This is a genomic window from Sphingobacterium multivorum (assembly GCF_039511225.1).
Classification (GTDB): domain Bacteria; phylum Bacteroidota; class Bacteroidia; order Sphingobacteriales; family Sphingobacteriaceae; genus Sphingobacterium.
In genome coordinates this window covers 2,819,490-2,842,011 of the sequence record NZ_CP154261.1, presented here as the reverse complement: position 1 = coordinate 2,842,011, position 22,522 = coordinate 2,819,490, and the positions used below count along the sequence as shown (strand labels likewise).

Annotated in this window: 19 protein-coding genes; 5 read left to right on the top strand and 14 right to left on the bottom strand. The window is 42.7% G+C overall.

Going from position 1 to position 22,522, the window contains the following annotated elements; translation table 11 throughout:
- Positions 1 to 9: 9 nt before the first annotated feature.
- The 3 genes from AAH582_RS11665 to AAH582_RS24855 form a co-directional block, all read right to left on the bottom strand.
- Positions 10 to 1,320, bottom strand: coding sequence for an efflux RND transporter periplasmic adaptor subunit (locus tag AAH582_RS11665; protein WP_046673437.1), 1,311 nt, complete (start codon positions 1,318 to 1,320; stop codon positions 10 to 12).
- Positions 1,321 to 1,327: 7 nt separating this feature from the next.
- Positions 1,328 to 5,650, bottom strand: a complete 4,323-nt coding sequence (locus tag AAH582_RS11660) for a CusA/CzcA family heavy metal efflux RND transporter (RefSeq protein WP_343322245.1) — start codon at positions 5,648 to 5,650, stop codon at positions 1,328 to 1,330.
- Positions 5,651 to 5,802: 152 nt separating this feature from the next.
- Positions 5,803 to 6,132: a DUF6660 family protein gene (locus AAH582_RS24855; RefSeq protein WP_430459040.1), complete on the bottom strand. Its 330-nt coding sequence runs from the start codon at positions 6,130 to 6,132 to the stop codon at positions 5,803 to 5,805.
- Between the two features lie 500 nt (positions 6,133 to 6,632).
- Here AAH582_RS24855 and AAH582_RS11655 point away from each other — a divergent pair, with 500 nt between their 5' ends.
- Positions 6,633 to 8,237, top strand: coding sequence for a hypothetical protein (locus tag AAH582_RS11655; RefSeq protein ID WP_343322244.1), 1,605 nt, complete (start codon positions 6,633 to 6,635; stop codon positions 8,235 to 8,237).
- Between the two features lie 104 nt (positions 8,238 to 8,341).
- Positions 8,342 to 8,512, top strand: a complete 171-nt coding sequence (locus tag AAH582_RS11650; RefSeq protein WP_175441970.1) for a hypothetical protein — start codon at positions 8,342 to 8,344, stop codon at positions 8,510 to 8,512.
- A gap of 100 nt (positions 8,513 to 8,612) precedes the next feature.
- Here AAH582_RS11650 and AAH582_RS11645 read toward each other — a convergent pair whose 3' ends face one another.
- From AAH582_RS11645 to AAH582_RS11615, 7 genes are all read right to left on the bottom strand, one after another.
- Positions 8,613 to 9,272, bottom strand: coding sequence for a DUF6266 family protein (locus tag AAH582_RS11645; RefSeq protein ID WP_343322243.1), 660 nt, complete (start codon positions 9,270 to 9,272; stop codon positions 8,613 to 8,615).
- A 435-nt stretch (positions 9,273 to 9,707) separates the two neighbouring features.
- A complete protein-coding gene (locus tag AAH582_RS11640; protein ID WP_343322242.1) occupies positions 9,708 to 10,874 on the bottom strand; it encodes an alpha-hydroxy acid oxidase in 1,167 nt (388 codons plus the stop codon).
- Positions 10,875 to 10,973: 99 nt separating this feature from the next.
- Positions 10,974 to 11,744, bottom strand: a complete 771-nt coding sequence (locus AAH582_RS11635) for an SDR family NAD(P)-dependent oxidoreductase (protein ID WP_343322241.1) — start codon at positions 11,742 to 11,744, stop codon at positions 10,974 to 10,976.
- Between the two features lie 57 nt (positions 11,745 to 11,801).
- Positions 11,802 to 13,445, bottom strand: a complete 1,644-nt coding sequence (locus tag AAH582_RS11630; RefSeq protein WP_343322240.1) for a sodium:solute symporter — start codon at positions 13,443 to 13,445, stop codon at positions 11,802 to 11,804.
- A 9-nt stretch (positions 13,446 to 13,454) separates the two neighbouring features.
- Entirely contained in the window at positions 13,455 to 14,675 is a 1,221-nt protein-coding gene (locus AAH582_RS11625) for an enolase C-terminal domain-like protein (protein WP_046676332.1), read from the bottom strand.
- 48 nt (positions 14,676 to 14,723) lie between these two features.
- Entirely contained in the window at positions 14,724 to 15,770 is a 1,047-nt protein-coding gene (locus AAH582_RS11620) for an alpha-L-fucosidase (RefSeq protein WP_343322239.1), read from the bottom strand.
- A gap of 45 nt (positions 15,771 to 15,815) precedes the next feature.
- A complete protein-coding gene (locus AAH582_RS11615) occupies positions 15,816 to 16,244 on the bottom strand; it encodes an L-rhamnose mutarotase (RefSeq protein WP_343322238.1) in 429 nt (142 codons plus the stop codon).
- Between the two features lie 186 nt (positions 16,245 to 16,430).
- Between AAH582_RS11615 and AAH582_RS11610 the strand changes: the two genes are divergently transcribed.
- A complete protein-coding gene (locus AAH582_RS11610) occupies positions 16,431 to 17,309 on the top strand; it encodes an AraC family transcriptional regulator (protein ID WP_046676330.1) in 879 nt (292 codons plus the stop codon).
- 23 nt (positions 17,310 to 17,332) lie between these two features.
- Here AAH582_RS11610 and AAH582_RS11605 read toward each other — a convergent pair whose 3' ends face one another.
- Positions 17,333 to 18,850, bottom strand: a complete 1,518-nt coding sequence (locus AAH582_RS11605; protein ID WP_343322237.1) for an FAD-dependent oxidoreductase — start codon at positions 18,848 to 18,850, stop codon at positions 17,333 to 17,335.
- A 218-nt stretch (positions 18,851 to 19,068) separates the two neighbouring features.
- Here AAH582_RS11605 and AAH582_RS11600 point away from each other — a divergent pair, with 218 nt between their 5' ends.
- A complete protein-coding gene (locus AAH582_RS11600; protein WP_343322236.1) occupies positions 19,069 to 19,842 on the top strand; it encodes an SDR family oxidoreductase in 774 nt (257 codons plus the stop codon).
- Between the two features lie 68 nt (positions 19,843 to 19,910).
- Positions 19,911 to 20,402 (top strand): low affinity iron permease family protein, encoded by a 492-nt coding sequence (locus AAH582_RS11595; protein WP_343322235.1) that lies wholly within the window; start codon positions 19,911 to 19,913, stop codon positions 20,400 to 20,402.
- A 73-nt stretch (positions 20,403 to 20,475) separates the two neighbouring features.
- Here the strand turns inward: AAH582_RS11595 and AAH582_RS11590 are convergent, their stop codons facing one another.
- From AAH582_RS11590 to AAH582_RS11580, 3 genes are all read right to left on the bottom strand, one after another.
- Positions 20,476 to 21,468 carry an SDR family oxidoreductase gene (locus AAH582_RS11590; protein ID WP_343322234.1) on the bottom strand — a complete coding sequence of 331 codons (993 nt, stop codon included), beginning with the start codon at positions 21,466 to 21,468 and terminating at the stop codon, positions 20,476 to 20,478.
- An 83-nt stretch (positions 21,469 to 21,551) separates the two neighbouring features.
- Positions 21,552 to 21,782, bottom strand: coding sequence for a hypothetical protein (locus AAH582_RS11585; RefSeq protein WP_343322233.1), 231 nt, complete (start codon positions 21,780 to 21,782; stop codon positions 21,552 to 21,554).
- A gap of 54 nt (positions 21,783 to 21,836) precedes the next feature.
- Positions 21,837 to 22,433 (bottom strand): ferritin-like domain-containing protein, encoded by a 597-nt coding sequence (locus AAH582_RS11580; protein ID WP_343322232.1) that lies wholly within the window; start codon positions 22,431 to 22,433, stop codon positions 21,837 to 21,839.
- Positions 22,434 to 22,522: the final 89 nt, after the last annotated feature.

Sequence of the window (22,522 nt, the reverse complement as noted above, 5' to 3'; positions counted from 1 at the left end):
TACGGTCAATTAATGTTCGTGCCCACCAGTATTGCTCATTTTGGCATTGATAAAAAAAGCACCCTTCACAACAATTTTTGTTCCAGCAGGCACTTCTGTAACCGGGGTAATCGCCGTATATCCCAAAGCAGATACGCCTTTTTGAATCTCAATTTTTTCAAAATTGATGTTTTTAGCCTGTTCTTCTCCATGCTGCCCGGCTTCTTGCTCATTTTTATGTGCATGTTTTGCTTCACCTTCATCGTGCGCATGCCCGTGATCGTCATGCCCCTCCTCATGCTCTTCCGGTTTCTTGTTGGTCTCCACAAAAATATAATACTTGCCGTCAGCCTCCACGATTGCGTCATTCGGAACAGCAGGAGTCCGCACATTTTTGACACCGATCATACCCGTAATGTTCATCCCATCAATCAACCCCACTTTGCTGCCTACAACCGTACTGTGTACAGCGATGGTCTTGCTGTCATTTTCAAATGAAGATCCAATTGTAAAAACTTTGGCGGTATACGTCTTATCCGGATTATTGGTCAGCTGAAAGTTGATGAGCTGTCCAACTTTAACCAAAGGTAGATCCTTTTCAAATACCTGCAGATCCAAATGCAACAGACTATTGTCAACAATCTCGATCACTGGAGAAGAGACATCCACATAACTCCCTATTTTCGCAAAAACATTACTAACTGTTCCGTTGATAGGGCTTGTTACGGCCAGTGAAGTTCGCATATTGGACAGATTCACGCTATTGGGGTTAATACCCATCAATTGGATCTGTTGTTGCAAAGAAGCCTTTCGGGCCCTTAAACTGTTGAAGTCTGCTGTTGCGGCCTGCAGATTTTTCCGTGCGCCTGCATTGCCTTCATTGAGTTCCTGTTGCCTTACCATTTCTTGTTCGGCCAAGGTAATCTTACTTGCCAGGGATACATATTCCTCCTGCAATTGTACAAACTGCGGGTTGGTAATCGTGGCGATCACCTGTCCCTTACGCACATTGTCTCCCAACTGTACGTTCAATGTCTTTACGACACCACCATAAAGCGCCGTCGCATTCGCTTTATTGTTATTGGGCACACTCAAAAGTCCATTGGCCTTAATGGTAGCTGTGAGTTCCTTCGCTTCAATCCCTCCAAAAACGATGCCCACAGCCTTTATTTGTGCAGCACTCAGTGCCGCCACCGTAACCGGCCCTTCCTCATGCTCTGCTTCGGCTTTGGGTACTTCCTTTCCCTCCGGTTGACCTTTACGCTCCGACTCATTAGAACCGCAACCGTAAAAAACAGTAACGGCTACACATACGATAAATATCTTTATGAAAACTTTCATTGTTGCCTTATTTGTTATTGAAGTAATTATATTGAATTGCTGATTGATTATACTGATTGAGAACTTCTAAATAATTCTGGCGAATGCCAATGGCCTGACTTAAAAATTGGCTTAATTCAGCAAAATTGATCTCCCCCGTTCTATAACCCAAACTAGCTGCTTTAATAATTGCATCAGCTTGTTTTAACCCCGAAGACTCATAAAATTGCAGCAATGCACTATTCTTGTCAATTTCAGCAAGTGCATTCCCTTTATTTGTCTGGAATACCTGCGTATCATATTCCAACTTACGCTGTTGAACTTCCATTTCAGCGTTGGCAGCCTTCACTTTACTTTTATAGGCGCCTAAGCTAAAGACCGGAAAAGATGCGGAAACCGAGAATCCCGATAATGGATCTTTGGCTCCCCAAACACGTTGGGAGAAAAATCGACCCGAGAACTCAGGCTTATTGGTATTTTTCTGAACACTGACGTTCGATGAAGCGATATTTACATTTTGCTGCTGTAAAACCAGTAAAGGATGTGCCGTTTCATCTGATGGACTGGCGTCCACGACAATCTTCTCCAAGGGCTGATCCAAAGGGAGCATCCACTCATTACGATCTAACAACATCATCAATTGCTGTTGCTGAATAATGATATCCTTTTTGTTTTGAACAAGTTGTGCCTGCAGCTCCTTCAGCTTTGCTTCAGCCGCGATCTTATCCAGCGCAGCTACGTCACCCGTTCTAAAGCGAAGTTCAGTTGCTTTGAACATGGCGGTATAGATACTATCCAACTCCATATACAGTTTTTGTCGATCCTGAAGATACCAGAGCTGAAAATAGGCTGTCCTCACGTCTTTGGTAATCGCAGTTTTCAATACATCTGTATTTAGGTTCGCATATTTTAGTTGTTCTTTAAAATACGCCTTACGCGCAGTGTAAAGTCCAGGCCAGGCAATACTTTGCGTTATACCAATTTTCAATAAGCCGGCCTTATCCGTAGGACGGTAATCTTCATTTTCTGCAAAAATCCCGGTCTTGGGGATTTCAGTCGCCGTCTTAACATTGAAACCAGCGCCCACGATTTCAGCCTGGTTGATCTGAACCTGACGGTTGTTCTTCAATGCAGTTTCCACGGCTTTTGTCACAGCAATACGTTCTTGGCCAAACACCTCAGAACCCAAGGCCATAAATGAGAAGACAAGTACTGTAACAAAGGTCTTAGCACCTCTACTTCGTTTCATATTCAATTTAGAATTAAAAATTATATACAATAAGGGTAGCACAAACAAGGTCAGGAAAGTTGCCGTTACCAATCCGCCAATAACAACCGTTGCCAAAGGTTTCTGAACTTCAGCGCCGGCACTTGTACTTATTGCCATCGGTAAAAAGCCCAGTGAAGCCACGGTCGCAGTCATAAGTACAGGACGTAAACGGGTCAACGTACCCTCTTTAACACGTTGAAAAATATCATCGACACCCTCTTTTTTCAACTGATTGAATGTCCCAATTAAAACGATACCATTGAGTACGGCTACGCCAAACAAGGCAATAAAACCGATACCGGCACTAATACTGAAAGGCATGCCGCGCAACATCAACGCAAATACACCCCCGATAGCACTCATTGGTATTGCAGTAAAAATGAGCGTCGCCTGCTTAAAGGAATGAAACGTGAAATACAACAGCATAAAAATAAGCAATAAGGAAACTGGCACAGCAATCAACAAGCGTGAGCTCGCCTTCTGTAAATTCTCAAACTGCCCCCCATAGGTGAAATAATACCCTGCAGGAAGTTTTACATTTGCAGCCAATTGTTGTTGGATATCTTTTACGACGGTTTGAACATCACGCCCGGCCACATTAAATCCAATCACAATTCTTCTTTTACCCGCTTCGCGGCTGATCTGGGCCGGCCCCAATTTATAATCAATGGCAGCGACCTGAGAAAGCGGAATCTGCGTACCCGTATCTGTAGGAATCATCAGATTACGCACATCATCAATGCTGTTTCGATGCGTTGTATCTAACCGGACGACCAAATCAAAGCGACGTTCATTTTCATAGATCTGTCCCGTGCTTCGACCGGCAAAAGCAGTACTCACCACGTCATTGACGTCCTGAATTGTCAAGCCATAATTTGCAATACGGGTGCGGTCATAAACGATATTGATTTGTGGGAGACCGGATACGCGCTCCACTTGTGGCGAAGTCGCCCCTTGAACCGATTGAATCTGCGCGGCAACCACATTGGCGTAAGCGGCCAGCGAATCGATGTTTTCACCGAAGATCTTTACAGCAACATCCTGACGGATACCCGTCATCAGTTCATTAAAACGCATTTGAATAGGTTGGTTTTTTTCGAAGAAGACACCCGGAATTACTTCTAGCTTCTCCAGAATAGCGCTCCCCAGTTCTTCATAAGAACGGCCCGACTTCCACTCTTTTTGAGGCTTCAATACCACCATAATATCTGTCGCTTCCGGTGGCATAGGGTCTGTTGGTACCTCAGCAGCTCCTGTTTTACCGACAACCATCTTCACTTCATCGAACTCTTTGATAATCCGGGATGCCTGCATCGAGGTTTCGATACTTTGTGAAAGTGAGCTCCCTTGGGGAAGTATGCAATGGAATGCATAATCACCTTCCTGCAATTGTGGAATAAATTCGCCTCCCATATTCTTAAAAAAGAGGGCCGACAAAGCAAAAATGGCAACGGTTAAACTCACGATCAGGTATTTAAGCCGAATGGCTTTCTGTAATAAAGGCTCATAAATACGTTGCAGTCCCGCAATCATCCGGTCGCTCAACGTTTTCTTGTCGCTGTGTTTTTTCGGCAGGAACAAAGCACACATCATGGGGATATAGGTTAACGAGAGAATCAATGCCCCGAAAATAGCAAACCCAACTGTTTGCGCCATTGGACGAAACATTTTCCCTTCAACACCCACCAATGTTAAAATTGGAATATAGACAATAAGAATAATAATCTCACCAAAGGCTGCACTGGTACGAATCTTTGAAGCAGACTCAAATACCTCATGGTCCATTTCGGCCTGGGTCAATTTCTCGGTAGACTTTCGTAAGCCTAAATGGTGTAGTGTAGCTTCCACCACAATGACGGCTCCGTCCACAATCAAACCGAAATCTATCGCGCCCAAACTCATTAAATTGGCGCTTACGCCGAAGACGTTCATCAGTCCAAGTGCAAACAGCAGCGCCAGTGGAATTGCCGAAGCAACGATAAGACCTGCCCGCAAGTTCCCAAGAAATAAGACCAGGACAAAAATGACGATCAGGGCACCTTCAATCAGATTTTTTTCAACGGTACTTATCGCACGCCCAACGAGGTCTGTCCGGTCCAAATAGGGCTCTATAACCACATCATCAGGTAGCGACTTTTGAATAGTCGGTAGTTTTTCTTTCACGCGGTTGACCACCTCATTGCTGTTTTCACCCTTCAGCATCATGACGACGCCTCCCACAGCATCGACCTCACCATTGTATGTCAAGGCACCATAGCGCACAGCATGACCAAAACGTACATCCGCAACATCTTTTACGTAAATCGGTATTGCCCCTGATTTTCGGATGGCAATATTTCTGACATCTTCCAAGGAGGTCGCCAGCCCAATTCCCCGGATAAAGTAGGCATTCGGTTTTTTATCAATATAGGCACCACCTGTATTTTGATTGTTTTTCTCCAGGGCAGTAAATAGCTCTGGAATAGTGATATTCATTGCCTTAAGTCTATTCGGATCAACAGCTACTTCATATTGTTTGAGCTCACCACCGAAGCTATTGACCTCGGCAATCCCAGGTGTTCCATAGAGCTGACGGGCAACAATCCAATCTTGCATGGTGCGCAAATCTTTTGCGTTGTATTTCTTTTCGCTTCCCTTTTTGGGATGGATAATATATTGATATACTTCTCCCAGTCCAGTACTCACTGGAGCCAGCTCAGGTTTACCAATACCTTGTGGAATCTGATCCACCGCTTCTTTTAAACGCTCACCAATCAGCTGACGGGCAAAATAGATATCTACATCATCGTCAAAAACAACGGTAATGACAGAAAGTCCAAAGCGCGAAATACTCCTGATCTCCTCAATTTTGGGTACAGTTGCAATACTTTGTTCAATTGGAAAAGTAACCAATTGTTCCACTTCCTGCCCGGCAAGCGTTGGACAAGAGGTAAAGATCTGGACTTGATTATTGGTAATATCGGGAACGGCATCGATTGGCAGTTTCGTTGCACTCCATGCCCCCCAAATGATAAGCAACAAGGTCATTAAACCGATAATGATCTTGTTCTTAATGCTAAATTTTATAATATGATCTAACACAATTATACGTGGTTAATGCTTAAATAATAGCTCGTTAGAATAGCTCATCTTTTGTCGTAATACCATACAATAAGCGTATTCCGAGCACAAAGCTGAATAAAGAACAGCATAGCATGCTCTATCAGATTTGTTTCTAGAATTTTTACGAAAAATTAAGCATTAACCTTTGGCGGCTGCCAGATGCTCCCAAAATAACTGGAAACAATCGCTGTATTGAGGACAGGATTGCGATTATCAAAATAAATTGAAACCGGGACACCATCTATTTGCGGAAATTGATACACATAAGCCGTTATATTTCCACTACAACAATTGCAATAGCAGAAAATCGAACAAGCATCGGACGCGTCATCATTATGGTTATGAGTTTGATTTAATTGTCTTTCCATAGCAGTCTGCTCGCAGCGATTGTTAGAATCACTGCAGGGAACAAAAGAAAGTCCCATAATATATGCTATCAATATGAAAACAATTAACCTCATGAATACACAAATTTAAAAAAATAAATTAAAATCTCCGCTTATCCGACAAATCTATTCTTCAGCAGGAACTCCTATACTTCCTAAAAAGCAAAGCAGTTTTACGCACAACGGATCACTTTTTTCAACCTTCAACTCATAAAAACCGCACAATCCAACATAGCACATTTAGTAAATCTAAACATTAACTATTATTATAATATTATTCAAATAAAACGAATTGTAATTAACAGAAAAACAGCACAAAACATGTTTAAACAGCTTTAAAGCAGCAAACAACTGCATTGTAGATATTTCTCTACAAGAAAAATAAGATAATACAAATAGGTCATATTAAGTAAAATGCTATTTATATAATTGCATCGATAAAAAATAATAGCAACAAAAAAAGCAATCGTATACCGCATTTTAACCAGAAACAGGCATATACCTGCAAAGATGGTACGACAAATAAATTAACAACGAAATCAACAAATCAATAACAAAACAAAATGTCAATTAACATGAATCTAATCCCCCATCGCCGACTGACTAACCTGTTCATGCTGGGGTGCAGTGCTTTCGCACTTAGTCTCTACTCCTGTAACAAAAGTGGAGAAAACACCGCATTAACAGGAGAAACTATCGTTAAAATCAATCTTTCAGGTGTAGAAGCTTACACTGAAGCGGACAACAATGCTGTTCAAAAGCAAGCATCTGCAAACGCTTCGCGCACATCAATCGATGCATCTGATGTACAGGAAATGACTGTACCGCTTGAAAACGGTGGATCTGTCGACGTGATCCTAACAAACAATTCAGCGGTTACAAAAAGCCTCGTCGCTTCGTCCAACCCCAAACTAGCGGCTGTTCAGACACAGGAGAAGCCATTGGACAAAAACGTTAAATATAAAGTTGTTGTCTATGACAACCAAGGCGCTTACGTAACGGAAAAGATTTATAGCTATGGTGAGGAAGCTACTGCTGCAGGTATCATTCTTGACGCTGGAAAATCTTACACGTTCATTGCCTATTCGATCAATAGTACCACAGCATTACCGGGTGTCAACAATCAAAACACACTGTCCACAGCCAGCCTAGACAATATAAGTGGTGATTTGATGTATTACACTGGCACATTAACGTTAAAAAGTGGTGTAAATAACTTAAATGTTGTATTAAAACACCGGTTTAGTCAAATCACCACAACATTGACCATGGATCCAAGTATGACCGGAGCTATTACTCAAATCGGGACTGCCGTATTAAAACCTAGTCATGGTAGTGCAAATTTGAAATTCTCAGACCAAACACTAACCTACAATGGCTTGAACAACGCAGGCGTGACCACGCAATTCCCGGCTTTAGGAAATGGCCTACGTACTGTGATCAGTAACCCCTCTTTATTGATCCACCCGGCAACCAGCAATGGAACACTGATGCTCGGTAGTCTAACACTGGATGATGAGACTAAAACAAACATCACCATTCCAAATGTTAAGATCAATCCTGGACAGAAATACGATCTGAAACTTAACTTCAGAACCTGCACACAAAATGTAACCAGCAATGGCTTGGACTGGAGTTATCCGGCAACAACATCGGGAGGTAAAACGGGTATTATGAAAGATGGAAAATTCTATGCCAATGGAACGACAATCGATAGAAATTTCACTGCTCCAGCGGCAGACTATGGCTTTGTTTTCGACATTACCGAACTGGACAATGCATTCAACATGGAAGTAAATGGTGTCAAATTGGCGAAACAGGAAATTCAATTTGAAGTGGGTGCCTCTTCTGCTCAAAACATCCAGTTTGTTGATGGAAGCAAATACGCAGGTAACAATATTGAAACTGGTAAAAGAATCGATCAGGTCTACAACATGAAAGGTACAAGTGCAGCCCCATTGATCAAGCTTGTCATCAGCAGAACTGGCCAGGTTACCATGTTTGGTAGCAAAACATCCGGCGGTCCTCTATATGAACTTAAACTCGTTAATGGCAACAGCTTCAACACATTCCCGTGGAGCGCAACACAAAGCAACACCGTAAAAGTGACCCAACTTGTTGATGGACGTACAATTATCAAAGGTGTAGGCGCTGGAAAGAAGAAAATCCCTTGTCAGTAGTCACCAATAGTCAATAAATAGATCAATAAATAGATCAATAATCTTAAAAGTTAAATACACGCTGAGCATAACAATAGAGATTCAGCAAGGATAAAAAAGATATTATGGAAAAGAAATTAGCATACATCGCCCCTCAAATTAGCGTAGCCACGATCGAACTTGAACAAGGTATCGCCGCTGGTTCGGCATACGCCAGACCAGAAGATGCCAACAGCGGTAAAGTGAGCGAACAATGGGAAGTAGGTTCAACAGACAATAGAAATATCGACTGGTAGACCAGTAACAATAGCGCACAAAAAAAAGGGGCTATCCAAATATGGACTGCCCCTTTTTACGCTATTTTATAATACACGATCGTGTCAGCACTATGTATACTCAAATCGTTATCGTCCCCAAGTGCAGACTGTCTGTATTACCTCCACCGTAACTCTCGATAAAAAAGATATACACCTCATACTTCACTTCCCTCCCATGTTTTGGTACTTCAACATGTTGTTTACCAAACATTAAGCTGTTTTTCACATCGTTCATCACAAGTGAATATCCGTTCCCGTTATCCGCTGCATTATACAGGACTAGGAACGAATCGTAAGTTCCTGTGTTGAACTTTGCTTCCAGATAGGCATCATATTCCCAGGTAACCTGAAGCACTTGGTTTTCTTGATCGAAATCCAGCGTGTAGGAAGTGATGGGATTGGGAATTCCTTTGGCAATCATAAATTTCTGCCAATCAACCACAAAACCGTCTCCTTCCCGGATTAGTGCGTCGTTCAAATTATAGGACATCGCGACATCGTAAGCCCGTTTAGGATAGCTGTACGCTTTATAACCCATATTGATGATCGGTTTTAATTGGCTAATATGCGACCTCATCATTTTGAAGCGTTTTCTACTGAGCAGTTGCTCAGGAGTGGGCTCCCGTCTCCTAACGCGGGGGAGAGATCGTACATAATTTCCCGTTTTAGTCGATACAAACACAACAGAACCTGCTTTACCGGAAACAGTTCCATTAACACCATTTTTAACGATTGCCATAATTACCTGATTATGTTATAGATATTAAAGATAAGCATTATCAAGGAAAAATACTCATGCCAAATTAGATGAAACGACAATTTTTAATCAATATTTGGACAGTAATTAGTCATTGTTTATTCAGTCTTCACTGAGCAAGCACTGAACGAGCACTGAACAAGCACTGAACAAGCACTGTTCAAATAGCGAATTTGGTCACCGACTGATTTCCGTTTGCTGTATATAGAACTTAAAGGAGAAAAAGCGAAATCATGCCAATGATCTAATCCGAGAATTTCATATTACGTGAAAGCTAACGGCCTTTTATGTCAAACTATAAAATAAAAAGCATGTCTCCTACATTTGCTTCATACAAACATAAGAGACATGCTCTCTTTCTATGGAAGGCTTGATTCCCCCTCAACGCTGGATCGAAAACTCGACCTGCTACAACGGTTACAGGACAGCCTGTAGTCGTTGCGGCAAATCTTCAATCTTTGAAAGACTCAATTGCTTCATAACCTGATACAAATGTGTCTTGAACATATTGATTGTATGTTCCCCACCTTCATTGCCCAATGCGCCAACGCCATACATAAATGGTCTTCCCATAAAATTGAAATCCGATCCAACCGCATGGGCGCGGGCTAGGTCAACTCCCGATCGAATACCACCATCTAACATGATTTTTATCTTATTTTTATATTCTGGGTTGCTCGCCAAATGGATCAATGAATTGATCGAAGATTCACTTGCGTCGAGCTGTCGTCCACCATGATTTGAGACAATGACTCCATCCACGCCCAATGCGATAGAAGCCTGCATATCTTCGTCGGTGGCAATCCCTTTAAGCACCAATGGCCCTTTCCAAAGATCCCGAATAGCTTTAATTTTCTCAACATCTACCTTACCGGTAAATGTTCTATTCATAAACTGTCCCAGCTGAGCTAAATCAAGACCTTTTTCCATATAAGGCTTCAATGTTGCAAAAGAAGGAATTCCATGTCTTAATGTTTCTATCCCCCAAGTCGGGCAGGCAAAAGTTTGCAAGATATTGGCGATACTCATTTTAGGCGGCATAGACAATCCGCTTTTTATTTCGCGATAACGAAGTCCAAAAGCAGGAACATCGACCAAAACTACCAATACGGGACATTCAACAGCCTGTAGACGTTGAATAATATCATCGCGCAACCTGTTTTCTGTCGGATGATAGAGCTGGAACCACGCTTTCCCACCAGATACCTCGGCAATACGTTCAATACTACTTGTTGATACAGTACTCAAAATATAAGGAACATCATTTTTTGCAGCCGCTTTCGCAAGAATCTCTGGCGCATTCGGCCACATCAATCCCTGAAGTCCAATAGGCGAAACCCCAAAAGGCGCACTGTAACGGCGACCGAATAGTTCGACCGAAAGGTCTATTTCTTCACTCGCAAGCAGATATTGAGGCTTCAACAGAATATTATCAAAATCGTTTTCATTTCTGGCAAGGTTCAATTCTTCATTGGCTCCTCCGGTCAAATAATCAAATGCAAATTTGGGAATCCTTTTCTTCGCTTTAATCTTTAGATCTTCAACAGAAGGATAACGGGTATTATATATAAATTTCTGGCTCATGATTGATGTATTATTTATAAGCAGTCTACAACTGCGCGCCAAACTTAGATAAATTGCTTTTCAAATGCAAGCTAATTATAGTTAATATAAAAAAATCTATCACACATTTCTGCGGTAGCCCAACTCAGCACCTCCACTTACAGGTAGATTTACCCCTGTAATAAAGCGCGCTTGGTTTGACAGCAGAAACACACAGGCATCAGCAATGACATCACCTTCAGGACAGTATCCAAGCAAATGAATATCCTTCAAAAAGTCAAAAACCTGTGTCGGATGGGGTTGCTCCAGTGTCCATTTGTTGAGCATCGGTGTCATAACAGCTGCAGGCATAACCGAATTGACACGTATGCCGACAGACGCATAGTCTATGGCCATCGATTTTGTCAACGCATTGATAGCCCCTTTTGTGGCAGCATATGCCGCATGGTTCTCCTGGCCTATTTCCCCTACCAAGCTACTCGTATTTAGAATACAACCGACAGATTCCTTTAAATGGGGGTAGCCATACCGTGTAGTCAAAAGAACACTTTTCATGTTGGTATCCAGTAACCTTATCCATTCATCGTCCGTCGTTTCATGCAAAGGTTTTGATGGACTTGCCAAGCCAGCATTGTTATGGATTGCATCAAGCCGCCCAAAAACAGCAACGGTTTTTTGGATAGCTAATTCAACTTCCCTGGCCTGCGTGACATCCGCACAGATGCCCATATGTGGTGCCCCGATCAGTTCAGCTGTTTCATCCACGGATGTTTGATCGAGACCAATAAAGGCAACCTTTGCCCCCGCTTTGACATAGGCTTTTACACATTCCAAACCGATACCAGCGCTTCCTCCGGTAACCAATATAATTTTATCTTCTAAGCTTTTCACGTTTTATTATTCTTGTATTTAGCATCAAGTTCCAAAGCATCGGAACAAATTAAAAAATCAGTTGAAAATTACATATAATATCACCACAATAGCGAGTAGCAATGTCGACAAAATGCGGTAACTCCCGATACCCGACCAGGCTTTACCCCGAAGTGGGTCCATGGGATTCTTCCAGTACAAATTCCGACTTTGCGCAGTGTGCTGCACGGGATACTTATACGATAATAATACCTGAAGTACCATACAGATCAAAAACAGATAAAAAGCCATCATCATAAATGGAGTCTGACCTATCCACGAGTCAGGCAGCAGCTTGTTCAGTAAAAATACGGCAACCCCCAAAACAGAACCTATCCACAAGGTAAGTTTTGCAGCTATTGCCGATGCCCCTTTCCAAAACACACCTAAAAGAAATACGCAGGTTATTGGTGGCGCAATATGTGCTATCACATCATTTATGCCGTAGAAAATACTCTCATAGCGATCCAATAGTGGTAAAAGAGCCAAGGAAAATCCCATGGCAATAACTGCAGCAATTTTCCCAATACGAATCAACTGACCATCGGAAGCGGCAGGTTTACGCTGTCTAAAGATATCGTAACTCACCATGGTCGATATCGAATTTAGCGCACCCGATATCTGACTCATCAGACCCGACAGGAGCGCTGCGACCAAAACACCGATCAATCCGGAAGGCAAAAGTTGAGTAATCATAAGTGTATAGATACCTTTTGAATTGACCTGCCCTTGATGGTCCACGCCCAGACTGCTTAAATCCAATTGACCTGTTCTAAACAAGGTATATGCAAATAGGCCTGGAAGCACAAAAATAAAAACAGGCAAGATTTTTAGAAAACCACAAAAAAGAGCGCCCACACGTCCATGGTTTTCATCTTTCGCCCCTAAAACACGCTGAACAATGGTCTGATCGGCACACCAGTACCAAATACCCAAAATCGGATAGCCAAACAAAACGGCATACCAAGGCATTCCACTTCCATCGTTACTCCCACGAAGCATGGAAAGACGATCAAGGGCATTGTCCTGTTCCAGTACAGCTTTCATTGGCGTCCAACCGCCCATCTTGTCAAAAGCCGCAAAACTGATAATGAAAGCCCCCGCAAGCAACACAATTGTCTGTATAGATTCCGTCACCACAACAGCACGCAATCCGCCCAAAATCGTATATATTCCAGTTATCACACAGATTACTGTAATACTTAAATACATATTAAATCCAAAAAGTGTGCGCAGCACAATCCCTCCGGCCAACATCGAAAAAGCGATATGAATAACAATTGCCGATAGTATAGAGATAAACGTAAGCCAATCTCTGCTGGCACGATCATAGCGTCGTTCCAGAAAGTCGGGCAAGGTGGCAACACCCGACTTGAGGTAAAATGGCACAAAAAAAAGCGCCAGTAAGATTAAAGTAAAGGCCGCCATCCATTCAAAGTTACCATTAAGCAAACCGGTATCGAATCCGCTCTGTGCCAAACTGACCAGATGGACTGTTGAAATATTGGTTGCAAAAAGCGCTAGTCCAATGGCTGGCCAACGAAGTGTCTTTCCAGCCAAAAAATACCCCTCTGCACTTGTTTCCTTGACTTTCTTAAATCGCGCCGATCCTGCCAATACGCCGACAACTAAAATCAACAGTATATAAAAGATGGTGATACCTAAATCTAAATTTCCTAACATAATGTCAACTTATAACAAATCACAACTGCTTCCCACATCCATTGGGGTACGATAAACGCCATTCTCTATAGCCACTGGATGTACAAAATGAGACTTTAGATGCGGAATATGCTCCAAAAACAAAGCCTCATGCCCCAAGCTTATGTGGTTAAATAAAACCAGGTGCTGATGGAGCTGCCCCATATCCCCAACATGTGGTACAACAGGGATATTATATTTTCGACAAAGTAGACTCACGGATATAAACTCGCTTACGCCGCCAACGCGAACAGCATCGACCTGTACAAATCCCGTCGCACCCATTTGAAGATAATTTTTAAACAAAATGCGGTTCGGCACATGCTCACCCATGGCAACTTTTATCGGCGCAATGTGTTCGGCCAAGCGTTTATGACCAACAATGTCGTCCGGGTGTGTCGGCTCCTCTACCCAAAACGGGTTCATCTCTTTAAGCTCTTGACAGATGGATAGCGCCTGCGGCAGCGTCCATTGCTGATTCGCGTCGAGCATTACTTTAGCTTCATCGCCAGCGACCTCACGCACGATATGGGCACGACGAATATCCCGCAAGGGATCTTCACTGCCCACTTTGAGCTTCATTGCGGAGAAGCCGTTTTCTAAAGCACGTTTACAATTCTCCCGTACCTTTTCATCAGAATAGTTAAACCAGCCTACTGACGTATCATAACCCACATAGCCCTTTTCAATAATCCCCATTCTTTTATGACCTGTAGCCATATTTGACTCCAGTAAGCTGATGGCCTCCGCCTTTGTCAACTCATCTTCCAAATAGGAAAGATCCAGCGTATTGACAATCTCTTCGGCGCTGAGGTCCGTTAACAGTTTCCAAAGCGGAACTCCTCTTGTTTTAGCCCAAAGATCAAAACAGGCATTTGTTACCGAAGCTAAGGCCAAATGAACAACCCCTTTATGGGGACCCAACCAACGATATTGCTGTTCATTGCTCAACCTATTAAACAATTGACCAAAATCTGCCATAAGATCCTCAATTGGAATCCCTTTCAGTCGTTCGGCATAAAAAGCTGCGGCACGACAGACCAGCTCGTTCCCTGCACCCAGTGTAAAAGCCAGACCTGTCCCAACGCGCCCTTTATCATCGGCCAATCGGGTCACTGCATAGGAATAGATCGGATCTTTGTGTATCGCATCACTGCCTGCACCTGTAGCCAAAGGAAATCTTCGATCCTGAATATCAAACGTCTTTATCATAAAATCGTAACGTGCTTATTTTTAGTAGTTAGGTTAATTTATTTTGAATTATAACTTTAATCTCTCTTTTAATTTGCGTAAAATGTCAACATCCGAATCCTTTATGCGTCCCATTCGATTGGGACCAACGTTTAAGATCAAGATATTGTCTTGCGCAGTTGCCGTCTGATAAATCCCCGCAAGCTCTTCCAAAGACTTATACTTCTTGTCTGTGGTATTATAGAACCAGCGTTCTCCAAGTACCACTGTTGTCTCAAAAGGCATATAATAGGTATTCCCCTGTGCCATAAAAAGCTTAGGGTCAGGATCGACCGGAAGATAAGGGTCGCCTAGCCTAAAGTCACTTGGAAAATAACGTATTGGGTAATAATTCTGCTGGTCTTTCGGCAAAACAATGTGTTTGTCCGTATTCTCAGGCGATCCGATGCTCCAGTTTATACCAATTTGACATCCAGGAACCTTTTTCTTGATTAAATTATAGATCTCCTGCGTGGGCCATCGATAATTCTCTTTTTCCCAGCCTCCATCCAGCCAAAGCTCAACGATATCCGTATACTTTTTTGTCATATCCACCAGCTCACTGAGCTGGTTCAACATATATTGATTATAGGCTGCATCTGCAGACCTGTCTTTAACATTGGGGTTCTGCTTTCGGTCCCATAAAGAATAATACAAGCCAAGGCGCATTCCCTGTTTGGCGCATTCTTTAGCCAGCTCCAGTACAACATTTGTTGCGTTCGAAGAGTTCGCTACATCATAATCCGTATACTTGCTATCCCATAAACAAAAACCCTCATGGTGTTTCGTTACCAAAATCATGTACTTCATCCCGGCTTCCTTTGCTGTCGAAACCCATTGTTTAACCTCAATTGCTGATGGAGCATATGTGCTGGCGGGTTTAGATCCGTCTGTCCACTCCTGATCATGAAATGTATTCATGCCAAAATGAACGAACATGCCATATTTTCGGTCAATCTGCGCCCGCTGATATGCATTGGGCCGTACCGATGGAACAGGTACAATAGCCTTTGTTTGAGCACCGACATGTATACCTAAAACAGCGAGTGCCAAACTAAATATTATTTTTTTTCTCATGGTTACATTCTTTTGGTTATTACAGCGTTTATTAATTTTCTTTCTTTAGTCCGTATGGAATACTTCCGCCATACCAGACCAAATCTCCCCTTTCTCCTGTGCATCGGACAAGGGTTGCTGACAAGGATCCGTTTCCTTCCACCAGCGCTGTGTCTCTGGATCGGACGCCATCTTTTGCATATCAACCTTGAAATTTTGTCCTGTATATTCAAAATAGCTGAAAAGAAAAAATTGACCATCTATCTCCTTCAAAAAAATAGAATAATTGCGGATATGACATGCCTTGATCTTTCGAAGTACTGCGGGCCAAACTTTGGCATGAAGCTTCTTATAATACGCTACTTTCTCGGCTTTCAATCCTGTTATGGATGCATAGCGAGTCACGGAGCGACTGCTCTCTGTAGACCGGAAGGCTGTTGTACAGAGTACGACCAAGACGATCACAAGGATGTAAGGATACAATTTAGGGTACATAAGTTCTGCGTTATTGTGTCGTTATACATTATTGTATAGCGATACTAAATTACACGCTTAGGAGTACTGTGGCTACTGCTAGATTGCTTGTTTCTCCCACTATATTAACAATTTTACACATGTTTACTTATTTTTAAGGCAAAATAGGCTATATTGCTTGTTCTTAATTTAAAAATAACCAAACGCATGAAACCTGTTTTCGCCAAAATTTTGGAAGGTGCAGCTATCACCACTTTTGCAACCAAAGATGTGCAGCGCCCTCTCTTCTCAACTGAATTTCACTTTCATAGCGCCTGCCAGATGACCTATATTGTGGAAAGTGAGGGAAAGCGGATTATTGGCGACAATGTGAGTAACTTTGTTTCCGATGAACTTACTTTTGTAGGACCTGATCTGCCACATGTCTGGCACAATAACACTATAAATTGCGCAGGCTCTACCATTGCGGAGACAAGAACTTCCCGTTCTTTAGCCTTGTATATAGAACCTAAATTAATGATCCAACTTTTAGGGTATTTCTTTCAAACACACAAAGTCGAAGCCTTCTTTTCGGCCTCTAAACGTGGTCTTCTCTTCCGTGGCGCAACAAAGGAACAATTGAAGGTAAAGCTGAAAAAGATCGTCCAGCTCGATTATGGCTTTGAGAAAACTATTTTGTTATTAGAGATTATGGAGCTAATGCTGTCCACTGATGAATTTGATTACCTCTCCAGCGCTGGATACACCCACAACTATAGCCCTGTCGATAATAGTAAAATTGACAGCATCTTTAAATTCGTATTCAACAACTATAGAGGAGAAATTCAGTTAGAACAGGTTGCGCAGCTCGCTAATATGTCAAAACATTCCTTTTGCCGTTACTTCAAATCCCGTACGCAGAAAACCTTCGTCCAATTTGTCAATGAGGTTCGCATTAGTGAATCCTGTAGATTGATTGTCGAAAACAAGCATCAAATCACGCACATTGCTTATGCCTGTGGCTTCAACAGCCTTTCAAACTTCAATAAAATTTTCAAGTCAATTAAAGGGATCACACCAAGCCAATATAAGTCCCAGATATGTTAGGAAAGCGTCTAAACAAGGTTGCATTAATCAAAATTGACACGACCAAGATCTACACTAGCAGGACCATTCAAAAGCTTTCCATTCATTCCGAACCGCGAACCATGACAAGGACAGTCCCAGGACATTTCGGATGGGTTCCAGCTTACCGTACACCCCATATGTGGACAGACTGAGTTTACAGCATGCAACTCCCCTCCCATATCTCGACAAATAGCCAGTTTTCCGTCCTTATAGTGAACAATTTTACCTTCCGCTGGCTGTAAGTCTTCTATTTGCTTAAGCGTTTCAGCCGAAAATTTGTCCATGATAAAATGTTTTGCAGCATTGACACCTTCCGATAATACCTGCTGTGCGCTCGCAACAGGTTTGATGCGGCTTGGTGACAGCAGTTCAGCCAGCGGATTCTCCTTTCCTTCCAATAAGTCAGGGATCACAAGTGACGCCATTGATCCAAATGTCATTCCATTACCGCCATAACCGGTGGCTATATACACATTATTTTCATTTGGCATACTGCCGATAAAGGGTAAGCCATCGGCTGAATCATAATATTGCGACGACCAACTTGCAGTAATTTCATCATAGTCGAAATGCTGATCAACCCAAAGTTTTAGGTCGACAAAATGTTTCTCTGTTTGTTGGTCGTCGCCAGTTTTATGATCAAAACCACCCACGATGAGGTAATGTTCTCCTTTATCAGACCGATGATACCTAAAATAATGGTAGGGATCATACAGATCCGCAGCTTGTCCCAATGCTTCAGGTTCTCCATGAAGCTTTAACGTCAGGACGTAACTTCGATAAGGTGCCAGTAAAAAATTGAATCTGTTTTTGCCTGGTGGCACATGGGTAGCCCAAATGATATTCTTTGCTGTATAAACCTCTTTTCCACTCAGCTTCAATTTGACCCTTCCATCTTCATTGCTATAGGCTTCAATTCCTCGACCCGTCAGTATTTCGCCGCCCTCACGACGATAGGCTTCGATCATGCCCGAAATATATCTCATGGGATGAAATTGTCCTTGTCCCTCAATGCATATTGCTTTTTCGAAAGGTATATCAAAAGGTATGGTTTCGACATAATGGGTAGGCAATCCCAATTGCTGATGGGCCGCGTAAATTTGCTCAAGCTGCTCGTTCTGTCCAGATTCTGCGCTAAAGAGAAAAAAGTCACATGTCGAATACGCACACTGTATGGAATATTTGGAAATGTTATCTTTTATATAATCTAAGACCTCAAGCGTCGCATTCAGAAGCAGTTGAGCGGGATCCTTTCCAAAATTTTCAATAATCTCATTGTAAGAAGCGTCATAAAAGTTATTGATATGGGCGGTGGTTCCTCCGGTTGTGCCAAACCCTGGATTCTCCTTGTCCAACAGTAGGCATTTTATGCCTCTATTCTGAAGTTCCTTGGCCAATGTTACACCAGTTATACCTGCCCCCACAATAATGGTATGGAAATCTAAAATGGCAGGGGCAGTCGAAAAATTTTCAATGTCAACATCTTGCCAAAAGCTCTTGTTCGTTCCGTCACGCTTCATAATCATTATATTAAATTCAAAGAATCAGTCTCTGCTTTATTGCAAATACAACACATCCAAGATAAGAACCATGCTATTTCACTTTCGTTTTAGCGGTTAAATACGTAAAAAAAAGAAGAAGTACGTCTTCCTTTGCGCACCCAAACCAATGTATAAAATAGGCTGTTCCTTCATGAAATAACGAAGTGCTTCATTGCACATTTAACACGATATACATTATGAAGATAAATGCGAAGGATTACGTCAACTCTATTTTACCGAGTTGGGTAAAAAATAAGAAAATAATTATTACTGGCGGCACCACCGGGATCGGCCGGGCGACCGCCCTACTTTTAGCCGCGATGGGTAACGATATTTTAATTTGCGGCCATCATCAAAACCAATTGGACGATACGCTCCGTGATTTTAATCAATTGGATTGCGCAGGTAAGTTGGAAGGGATTGTAGTAGACCTAGCGACGGAAGATGGCATACACACGCTCTTCAGGACATTTGACGAACAATATGATCGTTTGGATATTCTCATCAATAATGCGGCTATAGCCTTTCAATCGGTTAAGGACGGAAGTTATTCGGATCAAGCGTACCTCCTTCACACCAATGTATTGGCTTATTTGGCCTGTACTCAAGCCGCACTATTACGGATGGAACCACGCGGCTCAGGCCATATTCTTAATGTCGGATCAATGAGTGCGGATGTACGCGAAGCGCAGAGTTCTGTCTATGTCTGCTCGAAAGGAGGTATTCAAGCATTTACAGAATCGTTACGGAAGGAAGCGAATCCCAAGGGTATCCAGGTGTCGCTTGTTGAACCCGGATCAGTTGGAACAAATATGCAACCTTTTTCACCGGAAGAGCAGCAGGAAAAAATTGATCATTTAGAAATGCTGTATGCCGAAGATATCGCGCGTACCATAGCTTATATCCTATCTCAACCACTACGTACTTCCATCGTGCATACACAGGTTAAACCTTTGAGACAAATCATATAAGTCATCTGCGATTTTATCAACAAGAAAACAAATCCACTTAGCTGAACGTCCTTATAAAAATTTGTGTCATGAGAAAAAAGAAAAACTTGTTTGAACGATTCTCAAACTGGGCAACGCATGCCACCGGTAGTTCAGCCGCATTTATTATCGCAACTTCGACGGTGATTATCTGGGCCATCAGCGGCCCCATATTCAATTATTCTGAAACCTGGCAACTGGTCATCAATACAGGTACGACCATTGTTACTTTTCTAATGGTATTTCTCATTCAAAAATCCCAAAATAAGGATTCCAAGGCAATCCACCTGAAACTCAATGAACTGATAGCGTCCCATGAAGGCACCAGCAACCGAATGGTCAATCTGGAAGACTTAAGTGAAGAGGAATTGGATCAGCTCGCTAAGTTTTATGCGCACGTGGCGAAGCTCGCTCTGGAAGAAAGGGATCTCACTTGCACACACTCCATAGATGCCGCAAAGGAAAACCATGATTATAAAGTAAAGGTTCAAAAAGAAAAACACAACCGTTCAGCAGATAAAAAACCGAACACGACGGACTAGTATTCAGCTTACAGCATGATGAAAAAAATCCCCTTGAAGGGGATTTTTTTCATCATGCTGTAAGCGCTAATTTTTAGGGCTGTCCACCGCCGCCCGCGGCCCCATAAATTTGTCCGTTCGCATAACTTGCGTCTGCCGCAGCCAATTGCACATAGATTGAAGCAAGTTCGGCGGGTTGCCCCGGACGTCCCATGGGGGTATCACCTCCGAAATTCACCAGCTTTTCCTGCGTAGCACCACCACTCACTTGTAGTGCAGTCCAAATGGGACCGGGTGCCACGCCATTGACCCGTATGCCCTTTGGACCGAGCTGCTTGGCCAATGACCGAATATAGTTGGTGGTCGCAGCTTTTGTCTGTGCGTAGTCGTACAAATCTTCCGAGGGGTCTGCGGCCTGTACCGATGTTGTACCGATAATTACAGATCCAGGTTTAAGATGAGGCAAGGCTGCCTTAATAAGCCAGAAGGGCGCATAAATATTGGTTTTCATCGTGGCATCAAATTCCGCAGTGCTGATATCCAATATCGATGGTTTTGTCTGCTGCCGTGCCGCGTTACTGACCAAAATATCCAGGCCGCCGAGTTGAAGTACGGCGTCCTCAATCAGCCGAATACAAAACTCCTCTTTACGGAGATCTCCCGGAATAGCGACTGCCTTCCGGCCCGCTGCTTTTATCAAAGCGATGACTTCCTTCGCATCTTTCTCCTCCTCGGGCAAATAATTAATGGCAACGTCGGCCCCCTCGCGGGCGTAGGCGATGGCTGCTGCACGCCCCATTCCCGAATCGCCCCCGGTGATCAATGCTTTGCGCCCTTGGAGCCGTCCTGAACCTTTATAGCTATCCTCGCCATGATCCGGCCGAGGGTCCATTTCACTGCAGAGTCCAGGCCAAGGTTGAGACTGGCTCTTGAACGGCGGTTTTGGGTATTCTTTAACCGGATTGACCGGTCTGTCTTGGGTTTGGCCCGCTGAGCGATCGGGACTTCCAATGATACTCAATGCCAAGATTCCAGAACCTATTTTACCGATAGCAGCTCTTCTTCCCATATTATCTGAATACTTCATAGCTTTTTTCGTTTTTGGAAAAGGCCCAATGAAATTGAGCCTTTTATATTTATTCTACATATATGTTTTACAAAAAATGCACGTTAATCATGTCCTTCAGTTTTCACAATCTTGTTATAGATGCCAAATAGAAGGAACGGTGCAGCCCATTGGCCTACAAATAGGGCGTTTTTATCGTTCGACATGCATTTTAATGCGGCAGATACACCCATCGCCAGCAATGCAGCGCCTAAAAATACGGTGGATGGTAGTTTAGAAGTTTGATCTTCTATCTTTTTGGTGATTTCACCTTCGTTTCCTGTATTTAATGCCATAACTTAAATTTTTGATTTTTAATAGTTTTCACGCTAGTCTATACTATTGCACACTTATTCGGCTTTTGAATTGAGGTTTGTATCGGCCAGCGCGCTAAGGTCTTCATCACATTTCTTTTCTTCACCCAGTGTTTCAAGTAGTAATTTTAAGGCGTCCTTATGTGTTAACACTTTCGCAAAAGCTGCCAATGTGCCATACGTGGCAATTTCGTAATGCTCCACCTTTTGGGCGGCAGCAATAATTGCTGCATCTCGGACAGATCCAGCTTCTGTTTCTTTCATAAGGCTTTCCGCCTCTTCAAGCAGCCCCGCCATAGCTTCGCATTTTTCGGCTTTTGCTTTCACTCCGATAAGCTCAAAACATTGCTCTAGGCGATCCACATGTGTTTCCGTTTCTGCCAGATGTTTAGAAATAGCAGATTTTAATTGTTCTGAACTTGCATTTTTCTCCATCTTAGGAAGTGCTTTCGTCAGCGCTTTTTCTGCCCAATAAATATCCTTTAATCCATCCTCAAATAATTCGGCTAGATCCTTCGCTGCCCCCGCTTCGGCAGGTACTTTTTTTCCATCCGAATTAGCATTTGAAGTTGCTGTGTTACCTGATTTTGTGCTTGTTTTACTTTTTTCTGCTGTTGCTGTTGATGTTGCCATAATACTAAGTTTTTATGCTCAAACGAGCGGTTCGTCAAATAAACAGATCTCAAACTTTTTTCGTTCGCCAGAACTTTGTAAATCCTGCA

What these genes read in the sequence shown, in the direction of transcription:
- AAH582_RS11665 (WP_046673437.1), bottom strand. Translation starts at nt 1,320, where the DNA reads ATGAAAGTTTTCATAAAGATATTTATCGTATGTGTAGCCGTTACTGTT.
- AAH582_RS24855 (WP_430459040.1), bottom strand. Translation starts at nt 6,132, where the DNA reads ATGAGGTTAATTGTTTTCATATTGATAGCATATATTATGGGACTTTCT.
- AAH582_RS11655 (WP_343322244.1), top strand. Translation starts at nt 6,633, where the DNA reads ATGAATCTAATCCCCCATCGCCGACTGACTAACCTGTTCATGCTGGGG.
- AAH582_RS11650 (WP_175441970.1), top strand. Translation starts at nt 8,342, where the DNA reads ATGGAAAAGAAATTAGCATACATCGCCCCTCAAATTAGCGTAGCCACG.
- AAH582_RS11645 (WP_343322243.1), bottom strand. Translation starts at nt 9,272, where the DNA reads ATGGCAATCGTTAAAAATGGTGTTAATGGAACTGTTTCCGGTAAAGCA.
- AAH582_RS11640 (WP_343322242.1), bottom strand. Translation starts at nt 10,874, where the DNA reads ATGAGCCAGAAATTTATATATAATACCCGTTATCCTTCTGTTGAAGAT.
- AAH582_RS11630 (WP_343322240.1), bottom strand. Translation starts at nt 13,445, where the DNA reads ATGTTAGGAAATTTAGATTTAGGTATCACCATCTTTTATATACTGTTG.
- AAH582_RS11625 (WP_046676332.1), bottom strand. Translation starts at nt 14,675, where the DNA reads ATGATAAAGACGTTTGATATTCAGGATCGAAGATTTCCTTTGGCTACA.
- AAH582_RS11620 (WP_343322239.1), bottom strand. Translation starts at nt 15,770, where the DNA reads ATGAGAAAAAAAATAATATTTAGTTTGGCACTCGCTGTTTTAGGTATA.
- AAH582_RS11615 (WP_343322238.1), bottom strand. Translation starts at nt 16,244, where the DNA reads ATGTACCCTAAATTGTATCCTTACATCCTTGTGATCGTCTTGGTCGTA.
- AAH582_RS11610 (WP_046676330.1), top strand. Translation starts at nt 16,431, where the DNA reads ATGAAACCTGTTTTCGCCAAAATTTTGGAAGGTGCAGCTATCACCACT.
- AAH582_RS11605 (WP_343322237.1), bottom strand. Translation starts at nt 18,850, where the DNA reads ATGAAGCGTGACGGAACGAACAAGAGCTTTTGGCAAGATGTTGACATT.
- AAH582_RS11600 (WP_343322236.1), top strand. Translation starts at nt 19,069, where the DNA reads ATGAAGATAAATGCGAAGGATTACGTCAACTCTATTTTACCGAGTTGG.
- AAH582_RS11595 (WP_343322235.1), top strand. Translation starts at nt 19,911, where the DNA reads ATGAGAAAAAAGAAAAACTTGTTTGAACGATTCTCAAACTGGGCAACG.
- AAH582_RS11590 (WP_343322234.1), bottom strand. Translation starts at nt 21,468, where the DNA reads ATGAAGTATTCAGATAATATGGGAAGAAGAGCTGCTATCGGTAAAATA.
- AAH582_RS11585 (WP_343322233.1), bottom strand. Translation starts at nt 21,782, where the DNA reads ATGGCATTAAATACAGGAAACGAAGGTGAAATCACCAAAAAGATAGAA.
- AAH582_RS11580 (WP_343322232.1), bottom strand. Translation starts at nt 22,433, where the DNA reads ATGGCAACATCAACAGCAACAGCAGAAAAAAGTAAAACAAGCACAAAA.